The following is a 13,972-nucleotide window of genomic DNA, read 5'->3' as shown; positions in this document are numbered from 1 at the left end:
TTATCTCTTTGAGCTGCAGAGAAAAATTAACTTAGGCTTTCGGTAACAACGGGTTTGTTGTTACGTTTTGCTATCCAATACGCCACGCCACCCCATAGCGCAACAAGCAACCACAATGCTGTCCAATGTTTGGCAACTTGCTGCCATGTCGCGCCCATTTGGTTGAGCGCCAAGAAGCCTTTTATTGCCCAAGTACTCGGGCTCAAATCGGCTATCCAAAGCAGTGGTTCAGGTATTGATTCAACTGGCCAAATGAAGCCCGCTAAAAAGATGAGAGGCATTGAACTGACTAGAACCACTAAGGTGACCAGTTCTCTTCTTGGTAGTAGATAGCCAAGCCAAAAGCCTAACCCACAACAACCCAGCAAGAACGGGAAAAGCATGGTTAAGAGCTCACCTGCTTTGGCAATGTGATTCACACTCAGACGTTCGAAGCTAAAACCAAAGTAATACGCGCTCAGTAAGTAATAAATGGCAATAAACACCAACGTTCTTACCAATAACAATGACCCGGTTGATACCTGAGACCAGTAGCCTAGGCCATGACGCTGTGAACCGGTTTGTAAGCCTACTGCCATAATAAGTGTTTGCTGCAAAATCAGCACAAAGACAGCAGGAACCACGTATTCGATATAGCCCATCGTTGGGTTGAAGGTCGGTTTCATGTTCAGCTTGATAGCAGAGTAATTATGGCTCGCCAAACTAAGCGGTACGCCTTCAATCACCATTTTGCTGACTTTAACTTGTGCGCCTAACGTACCGCCTGCTTGAGCTAAACCTTCAACGACCGTGCCGTAAACTAAGAAGTAAGAGGCATCTGCGGCGTACGCAAGAGTCGGGCTTTTACCTAACATTACGTCTTTGTAGAAGTGCTCAGGGATCACTAAGAAACCCGTAATTTCGCGATTCAAAAACGCTTGTTTTGCATCCTCAATTGTATGTAAACGCGAGACGACTTTGACTTGAGGTGTCGCATCGACCATACGCTCTAGCTTTAGGCTGGTTTGGCTTCCGTCTAGGTTTACGACCGCAATTGGCTGCTCTCTCGGGGTTTGTTGAGCGTATGGCAGTGGATACAAAAACGAATAAAAAACCACGCCACCAAAAACAGTTAATGTGACGACGGGGTTGGTCAGCACAGAGCGAATCTCTGCTTTAATCAGTTGCCAGAGTGTCATGCTGCCTCCCTTTTCTGAGTCGACAGTGCTGCCGCTCGGTATTTATGAATGAATGCGGCTGTCAGTAAGAGTGGCACCACATACCAGATCATTGGCCACAAAGCACTAAACGATTGAGCGGCTGAGGCTCCGTAGCTTGCCTGACCAACCTGAACTTCGATGTAATGGGTGATAGGTAATAGTGAGCGCCAAGCATGAGCGAGCGTGTTCATGTCGGAAACTGGAAACGTAATCCCCATAAAAGCAAAACTTGGCGCAGTAAACGCACCAGCAAAACTCATTGCGCGGGCAGGGTCCATCGATAAAAAGAAAAACAGTGCGCCCATAATGATACAGGCAACAACGGTGACAAATTGAGCCAGTAACATGACTACGAGACTGCCTTCCATCGGCCAGTCCAATAACACATAAAACCAGTAGAGGAACAAGGCACCTTGCAACATAAACACTGGGATGTATTGGCTCAAAATTGCGCTGAGTTTTGTGTATGGTTTATTACCCAAAAACTCAAAGCCATTTTTGCCCCCATAAATGCGAAAGTGCGCCGCAAGGATCAAAATCGTACTCACAACGATACAAATTTGCCAAATCGCAGGCACGATAGCGGTGACCAAAAACTGCGCGTAGTTAGTGTTGCGATTAAACAGCGCGGTGATTTGGGTCGACACTGGCACAGCTTGGCCGAGCGCGGACAACGTCGTTGTATTGCCTTTGGCGAGATTGCCCATCACTTGCACCTGAGCATCAAAGTACCCTTGAGCTTGTGCCACGGCTGAATTAATCAACTTCGCCACCAAAATATATTGGCTGTTAAAAAACACTGAAAGCTGCGGTTGTCGATGCAGCAAAATGTCTTGGTCAAACTTAGATGGAATGACGGCAAAAGCGTAAATATCGCCTTCAATCATGGCATTCTTGGCTTCATTCGCACTGGTGTAGTGATAATCCACAGAAAGCGTTGAAGAGGCATCTAACGTTTGGATCAACTTACGAGAGAGTTGCGAATGTTGTAAATCGACCACGCCAATCGACAGGTCTCTCGCAATCCCCGCAGAAAACACGCCCCAAATGGTAAGCGAAAGCAAAATAGGCACCCAAGTTAAGCACGACAGTAACCACTTGTCGCGCCGTAACACATGCCGTTGTGAAATCTTAATCGTCATAGATTTTTACCTTGAGCGATTACAGCTCAACCACAACGCTCATACCCATGCGCAGTTCTGGTTCTGGTTGAGTAGGGCGAGCTTCTACTTCAAAGGTACGCAGATCGAAACCTTGTGCTGCATCGGTCGCTCGCCAAGTTGCGAAATCGCCCATTACTGCAACGTGCGTGACTTTAAACTCGACACTTTTATCCAACGCTGGCAGGTATGCGTTAAATATGGTGTCTTTAGTGAAGTGTTTAAGCAGATCCTCGCGCACGTTCAGTGTTGCCCACGCATCTTCAGTGTCGATGACGGTCACGACAGGGAAGCCCTGCGGTGCAAGCTCGCCGCTTTGTAAAAGTACTTGAGATACTTCACCGTCAAACCAACTGTAGATTTGAGTATCTTTCGCATAAGCTTCCACTTCAGCAACTGCGCCAGACGCCATACGAGCTTTCTCAGCCGCGGCCACTTTGGTTTCGCTACGAGCCCCTTCTTTCGCCATCTCATACATCTGGAAAGCGGCACTTTCGGTGTATTTAGAAGCCTGCCATTGGGTTAGCGCTTCATCACGTTTTTGCTCGGCAACCACGCCATCTTTATACAGGTTGTTCACGCGGTTATAGGTTTTTTCCATCAAATCCGCTGCGGCTTTCGCTTTTAGCCATTGGTCTTTCGCGGCTTGAATTTGCTGCTCACGTGCGCCTTTCTCTGCTTCTTGCGCTAGTGCATCTGCCGCTTTTTCACCAGCTTTTGCTTGTTCCAGTTTCGCTTCGATTTCTGGGCTGTGAAGCGTAAAAATTAACTGGCCTTTTTCAACATCATCGCCTTTGCGAACCATCACTTCGTCGATGCGACCTGGGACTTTCGATGAAATGCTGTATTGCTGAGCTTCAATCAAACCTTGTAAGCGAACTGGTTCTGGCTGATAAGCTTGGTAAAACTGATAGCCAACCCAAGAAGCCACACCCAAGGCGCAAATTGAAAGTAGAACGGGTTTTAAAGATTTTGCTGCCATGACTTATTTAACCTCTTTGGATATTTTCGCTGGGGCGTAAGCGGTATTTTGATATTGTTCGAAGCTGTTCATTTCACTGCTTAATGCTAATAGTTTGGTTAGTGAAATCAGATAGCGGAAGCGCGCCGCCGAACGTTGAGTTTCGATACTGGCGACATAAAGCTGAGCGTCAACCACATCGAGAGAAGAAGAAAGACCTTGAGTGAATGCCTTCTCTCGCAGAAGCAGGTTTTCATTGGCTAGTGCGATGCTGGATTCTAAGCCTTGCACTTCATCAATCGCTTGCTGCGCTTCTAGATACGTTTTCTGCACAAGTAAAGACAAGTCTTGTTTGGCTTGAGATTTAAGAGCATCAACTTGAGATACAACGCTTTGTGCGGCTTTAACTTTTTCGCTTCGACCTGTGGATTCAATCAATGGAATGTTAACGCCAACCCCTACGAGCCAATCCGGTTTCATTTGGCTGGCCAACGAATCGTCTTCATACAGGCTGTAATCGCCGTATAAGTAAACTTCTGGGTAGTATTTGCCTTTCTCTGCCTTAATTAAGCTCGATGCCTGTTTGTGCTTGGCATCCAAAATGTCGAGCCCTGGGTAGGTGAGCAAGGTCTGATCGATAAATGCACTCAGTGGTGGCAGGTTATCGTTAATGAACAAGGTTTCTGCTGGTTCAACAGAATCCTCTTGCGCGAGAAGTTTTCCAAGAGCAGCTTGTGCAATACTCAAGTCACTGGCGGCTTTGCGTGTTTCTACTTTGGCTTTGTCTAATGAGGCTTCAGCTTGTAGGCGTTCAACGCGAGCGATCTGTCCTTGCTCTTCCAGCTTGATGGCAAAATCTCGGTGCTTTTTCAAACCTTGTTCTACAGCTTGGCGCGTAGCGAGCACTTCTTTGGCAAGTACAACTGAGAAGTAGTATTTAGAAAGGTCTTCAAAGCGAGCCTGTTGCTCCATGGCTAACTGACTTTTCGCTTCATCAGTTTTACCCGCCGCGGCAGATTGCGCAGCTGAGATTCGGCCACCAGTAAAGATAGGCCAAATCGCACGGATAGAAGAAGAGAAAATATCGCGCTCAGTAATGGTTGAGGTGGTGTTCGCTAAGGCACCAAAAATGGGTTGAAAAGCAGGTGGCACATTAATGTGTGTTCCAGTGCTATCTAGGATCTGCTTTCCTGAAAGAGTAACGTCGGTGTCCAAGCGTGTGTAGTTAGCACCAATGCTTACTTGAGGCAGATTAAGGTTGCTGGTTGCGCTTTCTTGATATTGATAGTTCTCAACATTTGCACGTTGAGCTTTAAGAGAATAGTTGTTTTCTAGTAACAACTGCCACGCAGTGTCAAACGTGATCGGTGCTGAATGGCAGGCAAGAGAAATGGAGCTACTAATAAGGCCCAATACCCAAAACTTTCCAGTTTGTTTCATAATGGCTACTTTGTTGTAGAGTATTGGCTCTAATATAAAGTAATCAACTCACGCTGTTAAGTGGTTGAAAGGAAGAATTAAGGGTAAATCAGCGCTCAGCATCGCCAATCACTGAGCGCGAGGTTGTTAAGAGTTTATTTCATACGAGGGCAGTGGAATTCCGCTCGCCATTCTAGTTGGCGAGAACCACGCATCGTGTTCAACAAATCTTTACCGCTCATTTGAGGAAACGAGAGTAACACCTTGAGATCCGAAGCATTACCTCCGTTTTTTTCATAAGCCCTGACGTGTGTAAAAGTTGAATACATATTCTCTGACAGCATAGCCTTATTCAGGCAAATTCCAAATGTATCGCGTTCCATGTTTGGTGTTCCTTCTAAACTATAAATTCACCTCTGTTTATAGTTTTCCAGTTTGCAGATGGTGTCTAAGTGTTTGTCATATAGTCAGTATTTGTATTTTTATTAAGTTATTTCCAAATTGCCTGACTTCAATGTTGAGCTAATAATAGACTTCCAGCTTCACTGCTTTCTTATAAAATGCTCTTTGTGGCTTCTTGACTAAAAATTATACGATGGAAAGTCTAAATGTGCCTCAAAAACCGCTAAATTTGGTGTGATCGTAATCATGCTTTAAAGGGCAATTTATGTATGCCATTGAATATCAGCAAGGAATATTGTGCCTGATGAATGGATGTAATTTTATGTTTCACGCCGCCTATTAATTCACCATAAAAGTCACGCTTTGTTTGCCGTGTTCACAGATTTATCATCTGATCTAAGCCTTGCTGTTAACTCGATGTTAACTTAGAACAACACCACAGTGACGTGGAAGTGGGTTAACGGTAAGGATGCACCATGAGTTGGAGAACCATCAGCTTTAGAAAGCGCATGCTGGTCATTATGACGCTCTCGGGCTTGATCGAGTTACTTCTGCTCGTCGCCGCAGGTTTTACCTACCTCAAAGTCAATCAAGAACACGAAATGGGTGAAAAGGCACTCGGTGTTGCCCGTTTCCTCGCAGAGTCTGAAATCGTCATTGAGATGGTGGAAGCTCAGCAGCCAGAACCTTATCAAGAGTCCTTTCGCGCACTCACTAAAGCGATTGGTGCGGCCTTTATTGTGATTGGGGATAACCAAGGCGTGCGCTTAATTCATCCGGTAGATGAGCGAATTGGTAAGCCTATGAAAGGGGGCGACAATCAACGAGCTCTGGTCGAAGGTCAATCCTATGTGTCTACAGCTCGCGGTTCTTTGGGTTATTCCGTCCGCGGTAAAGCGGCGATATTCGACGCACAAGATAACATCATTGGTGTGGTGTCGGTGGGGTATTTGCTCGACAGGCTCCAAGATCGCATTGAGCCATTCCTCGCTTTTTTAATTTTGATGGTTGTCGTCGTAGTGGTGGCAAATGCCGTGGTGTCCAATTACGCGTCTCGAAAATTCCAGCGCGCGATTTTAGGCTTCGAACCAGAAGAGATCGGCCGTCTGTATGGTGAACTGGAAGTCACCATGAGTACTATCAAAGAAGGTGTACTCAGCATTGACGCACAAGGTGTGCTTCGTTCCATCAACCGCAGTGCTTGCCAAATTCTCGGCATTGACAGAGATAAGGCGCTCAATAAACCGCTTACGGATACACTACGCGACAGCGACTTATATACCGTTCTTGAAACGGGTCAAGAAGATCACGACATTGAAATTTTCCTTAATCATAAGCGTTTAATTGCGAACCGCTCACCCATCTTTGTGGAAGGAAAGATTGTCGGGGCGGTATCAAGTTTTCGCTTGCGTGACGAGATCAACGAACTTACGGAGCAGCTCTCGCAAACCAAAGAATATGCGGACTTGTTGCGTTCTCAAACTCACGAGCATAGAAACAAGCTCAATACGATCAGTGGCTTAGTGCAAATGAGTGAGCTTGAGGCTGTGCAAAAGCTCATCGGGCAAGAAACCGCCCATTATCAAGCCATGATTGAGTTTTTGCGAGATACCATAAAAGATCCGCTTATTGCGGGTATGTTGTTGGGAAAAACAGAGCGAGCACGAGAACTGGGTTTGCAGCTGGTGGTCGAGGAGGGCAGTCGCTTGGAGCCGCTTTCTGAATGGTTAAATTCGGAAGATCTGGTCACCATTTTGGGTAACTTAATCGACAATGCGTTTGATGCGACTTTGAGCGTTATTCGCAATGAATCCAACGTTGCATCAGAGCGTCGAAACATCGAAGTCTCGGTTAGCGATTACGGCAACGAAGTGATTTTAGAAGTCAGCGATCACGGATGTGGGTTGCCAGAGAACATTGAACCTCAAACCCTTTTAAAAAAAGGCATTTCGACAAAATCTCGACAAAATAGAGGGGTAGGTCTGCACCTAGTGAACCAATTAGCGACCCGCTATCACGGGCATGTTGAAATGCTACCAAACACAGAACATGGAACGCGAATAACCGTGTATTTGCCAAAGGAAGAACAAGTATGAACATGGCAACGCGAGTGATGATCATTGAAGATGACATTGCCATTGCTGAATTACACCACAAATACCTGAGCCAATTGGCAGGGTTGGATGTGGTTGGCATTGCAACGACGCGATTAGAAGCGGAAATGCAGCTCGAAGTGCTCAAGCCAGATCTGCTTTTGATGGATGTTTATCTGCCGGATGGTACAGGGTTGGAGATACTGAATACGCTGCGCTCAAACAATCAAATTTGTGATGTAATTTTGATTACCGCGGCTCGGGATGTCGACACACTACAGCAAGCGATGCGCGGAGGTGTGGTGGATTATCTGTTGAAACCCGTCATGTTCCCACGCTTGGAAGCGGCACTTAAAAAATACATCACTCAGCGCCAACAGCTGGATGTCGCGGAAAGCCTCGATCAAGGTTTGGTTGACCGCATGTTGCAATCAAATACAGGAACAGACAGCAGCCCTAAACGCTTGCCTAAAGGGATAGATAGCGTAACGCTTGATAAAATTCGCGACTTGTTTGTTGGTGAAGCCGCACTAACGGCTGATGAAGCAGGAGAAAAGATTGGCGCTAGCCGAACCACGGCAAGACGTTATTTAGAATATTTGATCAGCTCGGGTGAACTAGAAGCGGATCTCAACTACGGCACGGTTGGGCGTCCGGAACGTTGTTATAAAAAAGTGATACGGTAACAAAACGCGAACCCAGATCGTATTTTGAGTGTAAAACAGTTAAAGCGGTGATTTTTAGTCACCGCTTTTTTGTATCAGCTAAAAATAATCTTTAAAAGAAAAGGTTGATGAAGTTGTTTTTGACAGATGAGGGCGTAGTAGTGATTCGTCCCATGAAAACAAATCGGATTAACACATTTGCACAGAGGAAATAGATTTAGCTTATTTCACACTTATTATGTAATGGATTGCAAGTGTGGGTAAGTTTTGTCCGAATTAGAGTTTTTGCTTAAATTTTAACTAACTTAAGTGTTACTTTTTTTATCCATAAAATACAAACATTTATGACGTTTTAAGCAAGTTATTTAAACGTTTGCACAGCCAAGTGTTGATGTAAATCAAATAGTCGTAGACAATACTGCCCCGTGTCGGACTTTCCTCCACTGAGCGCAAGGTTGTGCTCTTGAGACATAAGTGACCTAAATGGCCTCAAAACGTCGTGTTTCTGATGATTAGGAGCGCAACTTCTTGAGGTTCTTTGGGCCTATAGACTTTACCTATCAACGTAATAGGTAAGACCAATTTTCTATTTTTGAGTGTCATTGATAGGGTTGGCTCATCCTTTAGCCGTATCCGGGCACACAATAAGTACCTCGTTTTTAAGGGAAAGATGATGGTAATACCAGAAAACAGCAGCATCGTTATTTTTGGTGCTTCAGGTGACCTTACATATCGTAAGCTCATTCCTGCTTTATACCACCTTTATGCGAACAAGCAGCTTCCAGAGAGTTTTGCCATTCTTGGCGTAAGTCGTACTGAATACAGTGACGAGTCCTACCGCGAGAAGCTGAAAAAATCGCTTCAAGAAATGGAAAAAACCGAGCCAGAAACGCTTGATGCATTTATCAACCATCTGCATTACCAAGCAATCAACACTTCTGACACGCAAGATTACAGCAAGCTGGCAACACGTTTAGACCAACTTGCCAACGAATATCAATTCGAACAACGTAATACGCTTTTCTACCTAGCTACACCTCCAAGCCTATACAGTGTGATCCCTGCAAGCCTTGCAGCACATGGTTTGAACAATGAGGAAGATGGCTGGAAACGTCTGATCATCGAGAAACCGTTCGGTTACGACCTTGAGTCAGCACGCACGTTGGATAAAGAAATTCACGAGCACTTCCAAGAACATCAAATCTACCGTATCGACCATTATTTAGGTAAAGAGACGGTTCAAAACCTGCTTGTTTTCCGTTTCTCTAACGCGATGTTTGAACCGCTTTGGAACCGTAACTTCATTGATTACGTGGAAATCACAGGCGCTGAATTCCTTGGCGTAGAAGAGCGTGGTGGTTACTACGACAACTCTGGCGCTGTGCGCGACATGTTCCAAAACCACTTGCTACAAGTATTGGCAATGGTCGGTATGGAACCACCAGCACAAATCAACGCAGATTCAATGCGTGATGAAGTGGTGAAAGTGCTTCAATGCCTAAAACCACTGGATGAAACAGCATTACGTAACGATCTTGTACTTGGTCAGTACACTGCATCAGACGTGCGCGGCCAACACCTTCCAGGTTACCGTGAAGAAAATGGCGTAGCGGACGATTCTCGTACTGAGACGTACATTGGTCTAAAAGCTTACATCAACAACTGGCGTTGGAATGGTGTACCTTTCTATGTTCGCACTGGCAAGCGTCTTCCGACTCGCGTTACTGAAGTGGTTATTCACTTTAAACAAACACCGCACCCAGTGTTTGGCCAAAATGCGCCGGAAAACAAACTGATCATTCGTATTCAGCCAGACGAAGGCATTCAGATGAGCTTTGGTTTGAAAGAACCAGGCGCAGGCTTTAAAGCGAAGGAAGTGAAAATGAACTTCCACTACGCAGACCTGCAAGAGACTCAAATGCTAACTGCGTACGAGCGTCTTCTACTTGATGCTTTAAATGGCGATGCGACGCTATTTGCACGTAGTGATGCAGTTGAAGCATGTTGGCAGTACGTTCAGCCAATTTTAGACTTCAAACAAGATCCTCAATCACTCTTCGGATACGCATGTGGTACATGGGGTCCTAAAGAGTCTGATGACTTGCTTCAGCGTGACAACCGCGCTTGGCGTTTCCCATGTAAAAACCTAACAGATACGGACTACTGTGAACTATGATCAACCATAAGATCTATCAAACTGCGGAGCAGGTAGTAGAAAGCCTAGCTAACGACATGAAAGCGTTCAGCGAAATGGGCCGACCTGTTCACATCTCTCTTTCTGGCGGCAGCACTCCTAAAATGCTGTTTAAACTGTTGGCTTCTGAGGCTTACGCAACTTCGATTCAGTGGCAAAACCTTCACTTCTGGTGGGGTGATGAACGCTGCGTGGCTCCTGATGATGCAGAAAGCAATTACGGTGAAGCAAACACATTGCTGTTTAGCCAAGTAAATATTCCTGCGGAAAACATTCACCGTATCCGCGGCGAAGATGAGCCTAAAGTAGAAGCAGAGCGCTTTGCAAAAGAGATGGCAGAGGTGATCCCGACTGAAAACGGTACACCTGTGTTTGACTGGATCTTATTAGGCGTTGGTGCAGATGGTCACACAGCTTCTCTGTTCCCTGGCCAAACGAATTATGATGATGCGAACCTATCTCTTGTAGCTGCGCATCCTGAATCGGGCCAACTTCGTGTGTCGAAAACCGCACGCGTATTAGAAGCTGCGAAACGCATTAGTTATTTAGTACTTGGCGCGGGTAAAGCGGACATTGTTGAAGAAATCAACAGTTCACCAGCTAACGTACTTCCATATCCGGCGGCGAAGATCCATGCAAAAGCGGGTTTGACGGAATGGTATTTAGATTTGGACGCAGCAGCAAAAATCGCTTAATGCGCTTGCTCGTCAATGAAAGACAATTGGAGAGAAACAATGAAAGGTGATATCGGTGTAATTGGCCTAGCAGTAATGGGTCAAAACCTTATCCTAAACATGAACGACCACGGTTTTAAAGTGGTAGCTCACAACCGTACTGCTGCCAAAGTAGACGAGTTTCTGGAAGGACCAGCGAAAGGCACGAACATCATCGGTGCATACTCTCTAGAAGAACTAGTAGAGAAGCTAGAAACGCCACGCAAAGTGATGCTAATGGTTCGCGCAGGTGACGTTGTCGATAAATTCATCGACGCTCTAGTCCCTCTACTAGACAAAGGCGACATCATCATCGACGGTGGTAACACGAACTACCCAGATACAAACCGTCGCGTTGCAGCACTACGCGAAAAAGGCATCCACTTCATCGGTACTGGCGTATCTGGTGGTGAAGAGGGTGCCCGTTTTGGCCCATCTATCATGCCTGGCGGCGCTCCAGAAGCTTGGGAAGCGGTTAAGCCTATCTTCCAAGGCATTTCTGCAAAAACTGACGCTGGCGAGCCTTGTTGTGATTGGGTTGGTAACGATGGTGCAGGTCACTTCGTGAAGATGGTTCACAACGGCATCGAATACGGCGACATGCAGCTGATCACTGAAGCTTACCAGTTCATGAAAGACGGTCTTGGTATGTCTGCAGATGAAATGCAAGCGGTATTCGCTGAGTGGAACAACACTGAGCTAAACAGCTACCTTGTTGAAATTACGGCTGACATCCTTGGCTACAAAGATGAAGACGGTGAGCCTCTAGTTGAGAAAATCCTAGACACAGCTGGCCAAAAAGGTACAGGTAAATGGACGGGTATCAACGCACTAGACCTAGGTATTCCACTAACGCTTATCTCTGAGTCAGTATTCTCTCGTTGCCTATCTGCACTAAAAGATCAACGTGTTGAAGCTGAGAAACTGTTCGGCAAGACAATCACGCCAGTAGAAGGTGACAAGCAAGAGTGGGTTGACGCACTACGTCAAGCGCTTCTAGCGTCTAAGATCATCTCTTACGCTCAAGGCTTTATGCTAATGCGCGAAGCATCAAACGAGAATGGCTGGGACCTAAACTACGGTAACGTTGCTCTTATGTGGCGTGGTGGTTGTATCATCCGTTCTGCGTTCCTAGGCAACATCCGTGATGCATACGAAGCAAACCCAGAACTAGCATTCCTAGGCTCTGATGATTACTTCAAAGGTATCCTACAAAACAGCCTAGTAGCATGGCGTAAAGTTGCAGCTAAGTCTCTAGAAGCAGGCATCCCAATGCCATGTACGACTTCTGCACTAACGTTCCTAGACGGTTACACAACAGCTCGTCTACCTGCGAACCTACTGCAAGCTCAACGTGACTACTTCGGTGCTCATACTTACGAGCGTATCGACCGTGAGCGTGGTGAATTCTTCCACACTAACTGGACGGGCACAGGCGGTAACACAGCGTCTACAACTTACGACGTGTAATCGTTTTAAGTAAACCGACTAAATGTAAAAGGATGCCCAAGTGGCATCCTTTTTTGTGTCTGTAAGATATTGAGATATTGGTAGATTTAAAAGTTACATCAAACCTTGACTCTTTTCGCACCTTTCAGAAATACGAGAGCATGCTTTATCAGTTAAGTATGTCTCTTCGAAGAGTGAAGTTAAGCTGCTCACTGGCGCATCCCCAACTTTAAGGTTCAAGGTAATAGAAAATGACACAACAGAAGCATCCATTTCACACAGCTTTCGTGTTGCTTATGTTCCTATTGCTGATCATTTATTCCATTTATCGCCTTTGTCATCATTTTGCTTTCGAATCTTTACCGCGTCAGATCAGTAGTGATTTTCAAGTGGTCTACATTGATGCGTCATATGTTTTAAGTATCGCAAGCTTACTCTTTTGCCCAATATTAATGGTTTATATCCTATTTGATCGAATGACAAAGTTAATCAAAGTTCCGATTCATTTGATAACAATAAGTGTCGTTTTATCTCTTATTATTGCTATTCCATTTCAAATTTTTGAATTTGGGCGATTGAAGTATATTGCGGAAAATAATGGTTACTCAGCGTGTCCACCTTTCACAATCGCATCCAGTGGAATGACGATAGAAGCAATGGTAAAAGATGAGAGGCTTTGCTTGGATGCTGAGATTAATCGCATTGCGATGTATGGTTATTTTCACGAATTAGAAAGGGTTGATGACTATATCAAGTCACAGGAAAATTACATTCAATAGAAAAGAGCGCCTAGGCGCTCTTTTCAGTGGTCGTTTTCTTGTTTTGATAGAACCTGTCTTTGAGGTAGAGAATTGCGCTGACCACAAGAGCCGCTACAGAAACAGTGAATAGGGCATACATGCTGAGAATCCATGCGAATGTGGCCGTCAAAAACGCAATGAAGGAAAACATTCTGCTGAAAGACATCACATGGCCAAGTTTGTTACTTTTCATAAACGCCTCCCAAAGCTGAGTGGGGATAGACAAGAGTGGTCATATTCCACACTTAGATTGTCTTCCTTTTTTGGCATTTTCACCCAAAAAAGTGGCTAAAGATTTCTCAAAAAAGGTGAAATATTGAACTGGTAGACAAATTTGTGGATGAAGTTGCAGCGATATGAGCTTATTTTATTATCACATCACAAGAATTTTACTGCACAGGCCAGTGATGGTTATGCATGAATTTGTAATTTGAAACGTCGCCTGCCTTAATTTTATAAGGTGCATAGGAAGTGCTTCTCTTCCTGTTGATTTATAGAATCGAAAATCACTTTTCTTTGTTTAACAATACTTTATTGAATATGCGTGATTGCATCAGGTTTGAGAATGAAACTAAGGTTGCAAGAAAGGCGAAAAAGAGTGCTAGGTAAGCCTTTGAACTACGCCTATAATTAGCGCCCACATGGAGGATGTTTAATAAATGAACATCCTTTATTTTTTGAAACCAGCAACAAGGATCCAGTAAAACGTGTTTTTCTGGTGTTGTTTACGTTGACCAAGAAGGTGATTAACACAACAAATTGAGGTTCTAAGATGACTCTTAACAAGTACTTTGTTTTCATTCCGGCAGAATTGGATCAGGAAATACACAAGGACAACCAAGTGATCTCTGAGAAGGAAACTCAACGTCAGGCATTAGTAAAACAGGCGCAACAACAAGGCGGCCTGTAAGCTAGGT

General features: G+C 45.0%; 13 protein-coding genes. 7 read left to right on the top strand and 6 right to left on the bottom strand.

The window, feature by feature from the left end; all coding sequences use genetic code 11:
• Positions 1–26: 26 nt before the first annotated feature.
• The 5 genes from ACF8EG_RS20115 to ACF8EG_RS20095 all read right to left on the bottom strand — a co-directional run bounded on the left by ACF8EG_RS20115 (position 27) and on the right by ACF8EG_RS20095 (position 5,122).
• Entirely contained in the window at positions 27–1,178 is a 1,152-nt protein-coding gene (locus ACF8EG_RS20115; RefSeq protein ID WP_069505394.1) for an ABC transporter permease, read from the bottom strand.
• Positions 1,175–2,341: an ABC transporter permease gene (locus ACF8EG_RS20110; protein ID WP_069505396.1), complete on the bottom strand. Its 1,167-nt coding sequence runs from the start codon at positions 2,339–2,341 to the stop codon at positions 1,175–1,177. The genes ACF8EG_RS20115 and ACF8EG_RS20110 overlap by 4 nt, the downstream gene beginning before the upstream one ends.
• A 19-nt stretch (positions 2,342–2,360) precedes the next feature.
• On the bottom strand, positions 2,361–3,341 hold the full coding sequence (locus ACF8EG_RS20105; RefSeq protein ID WP_025630883.1) for an HlyD family secretion protein: 981 nt from the start codon (positions 3,339–3,341) through the stop codon (positions 2,361–2,363).
• Between the two features lie 3 nt (positions 3,342–3,344).
• Complete coding sequence (locus ACF8EG_RS20100) at positions 3,345–4,760, bottom strand: TolC family protein (protein ID WP_005500452.1); 1,416 nt, start codon at positions 4,758–4,760, stop codon at positions 3,345–3,347.
• A gap of 134 nt (positions 4,761–4,894) precedes the next feature.
• The gene (locus tag ACF8EG_RS20095) at positions 4,895–5,122 is read right to left on the bottom strand and encodes a hypothetical protein (RefSeq protein WP_005500455.1); all 228 of its coding nucleotides are present in this window, start codon (positions 5,120–5,122) and stop codon (positions 4,895–4,897) included.
• A gap of 495 nt (positions 5,123–5,617) precedes the next feature.
• Between ACF8EG_RS20095 and ACF8EG_RS20090 the strand changes: the two genes are divergently transcribed.
• The 6 genes from ACF8EG_RS20090 (at position 5,618) to ACF8EG_RS20065 (ending at position 13,034) form a co-directional block, all read left to right on the top strand.
• A complete protein-coding gene (locus ACF8EG_RS20090; RefSeq protein ID WP_029837246.1) occupies positions 5,618–7,237 on the top strand; it encodes a sensor histidine kinase in 1,620 nt (539 codons plus the stop codon).
• Positions 7,234–7,920 (top strand): response regulator, encoded by a 687-nt coding sequence (locus ACF8EG_RS20085; protein ID WP_020840554.1) that lies wholly within the window; start codon positions 7,234–7,236, stop codon positions 7,918–7,920. The genes ACF8EG_RS20090 and ACF8EG_RS20085 overlap by 4 nt, the downstream gene beginning before the upstream one ends.
• Before the next feature lie 652 nt (positions 7,921–8,572).
• Positions 8,573–10,075 (top strand): glucose-6-phosphate dehydrogenase, encoded by a 1,503-nt coding sequence (zwf, locus tag ACF8EG_RS20080; RefSeq protein WP_029801870.1) that lies wholly within the window; start codon positions 8,573–8,575, stop codon positions 10,073–10,075.
• A complete protein-coding gene (gene pgl / locus ACF8EG_RS20075; RefSeq protein ID WP_025504463.1) occupies positions 10,072–10,788 on the top strand; it encodes a 6-phosphogluconolactonase in 717 nt (238 codons plus the stop codon). Before zwf ends, pgl begins: the two co-directional genes overlap by 4 nt.
• Positions 10,789–10,827: 39 nt before the next feature.
• Positions 10,828–12,276: a decarboxylating NADP(+)-dependent phosphogluconate dehydrogenase gene (gene gnd / locus ACF8EG_RS20070; RefSeq protein WP_015296824.1), complete on the top strand. Its 1,449-nt coding sequence runs from the start codon at positions 10,828–10,830 to the stop codon at positions 12,274–12,276.
• Between the two features lie 230 nt (positions 12,277–12,506).
• Positions 12,507–13,034 carry a hypothetical protein gene (locus ACF8EG_RS20065; protein WP_031850875.1) on the top strand — a complete coding sequence of 176 codons (528 nt, stop codon included), beginning with the start codon at positions 12,507–12,509 and terminating at the stop codon, positions 13,032–13,034.
• Positions 13,035–13,044: 10 nt separating this feature from the next.
• Here the strand turns inward: ACF8EG_RS20065 and ACF8EG_RS20060 are convergent, their stop codons facing one another.
• Positions 13,045–13,248, bottom strand: a complete 204-nt coding sequence (locus tag ACF8EG_RS20060; protein ID WP_025631216.1) for a hypothetical protein — start codon at positions 13,246–13,248, stop codon at positions 13,045–13,047.
• A gap of 579 nt (positions 13,249–13,827) precedes the next feature.
• Here ACF8EG_RS20060 and ACF8EG_RS20055 point away from each other — a divergent pair.
• Positions 13,828–13,965 carry a hypothetical protein gene (locus ACF8EG_RS20055; protein WP_005464410.1) on the top strand — a complete coding sequence of 46 codons (138 nt, stop codon included), beginning with the start codon at positions 13,828–13,830 and terminating at the stop codon, positions 13,963–13,965.
• Positions 13,966–13,972: the final 7 nt, after the last annotated feature.

The organism is Vibrio sp. YQ_11 (assembly GCF_043103065.1).
In the GTDB taxonomy this organism is placed as follows: Bacteria; Pseudomonadota; Gammaproteobacteria; order Enterobacterales; family Vibrionaceae; genus Vibrio; species Vibrio parahaemolyticus.
This window is presented reverse-complemented; position numbering and strand designations above follow the sequence as displayed.

What these genes read in the sequence shown, in the direction of transcription:
- ACF8EG_RS20115 (WP_069505394.1), bottom strand. Translation starts at nt 1,178, where the DNA reads ATGACACTCTGGCAACTGATTAAAGCAGAGATTCGCTCTGTGCTGACC.
- ACF8EG_RS20110 (WP_069505396.1), bottom strand. Translation starts at nt 2,341, where the DNA reads ATGACGATTAAGATTTCACAACGGCATGTGTTACGGCGCGACAAGTGG.
- ACF8EG_RS20105 (WP_025630883.1), bottom strand. Translation starts at nt 3,341, where the DNA reads ATGGCAGCAAAATCTTTAAAACCCGTTCTACTTTCAATTTGCGCCTTG.
- ACF8EG_RS20100 (WP_005500452.1), bottom strand. Translation starts at nt 4,760, where the DNA reads ATGAAACAAACTGGAAAGTTTTGGGTATTGGGCCTTATTAGTAGCTCC.
- ACF8EG_RS20095 (WP_005500455.1), bottom strand. Translation starts at nt 5,122, where the DNA reads ATGGAACGCGATACATTTGGAATTTGCCTGAATAAGGCTATGCTGTCA.
- ACF8EG_RS20090 (WP_029837246.1), top strand. Translation starts at nt 5,618, where the DNA reads ATGAGTTGGAGAACCATCAGCTTTAGAAAGCGCATGCTGGTCATTATG.
- ACF8EG_RS20085 (WP_020840554.1), top strand. Translation starts at nt 7,234, where the DNA reads ATGAACATGGCAACGCGAGTGATGATCATTGAAGATGACATTGCCATT.
- zwf (WP_029801870.1), top strand. Translation starts at nt 8,573, where the DNA reads ATGGTAATACCAGAAAACAGCAGCATCGTTATTTTTGGTGCTTCAGGT.
- pgl (WP_025504463.1), top strand. Translation starts at nt 10,072, where the DNA reads ATGATCAACCATAAGATCTATCAAACTGCGGAGCAGGTAGTAGAAAGC.
- gnd (WP_015296824.1), top strand. Translation starts at nt 10,828, where the DNA reads ATGAAAGGTGATATCGGTGTAATTGGCCTAGCAGTAATGGGTCAAAAC.
- ACF8EG_RS20065 (WP_031850875.1), top strand. Translation starts at nt 12,507, where the DNA reads ATGACACAACAGAAGCATCCATTTCACACAGCTTTCGTGTTGCTTATG.
- ACF8EG_RS20060 (WP_025631216.1), bottom strand. Translation starts at nt 13,248, where the DNA reads ATGAAAAGTAACAAACTTGGCCATGTGATGTCTTTCAGCAGAATGTTT.
- ACF8EG_RS20055 (WP_005464410.1), top strand. Translation starts at nt 13,828, where the DNA reads ATGACTCTTAACAAGTACTTTGTTTTCATTCCGGCAGAATTGGATCAG.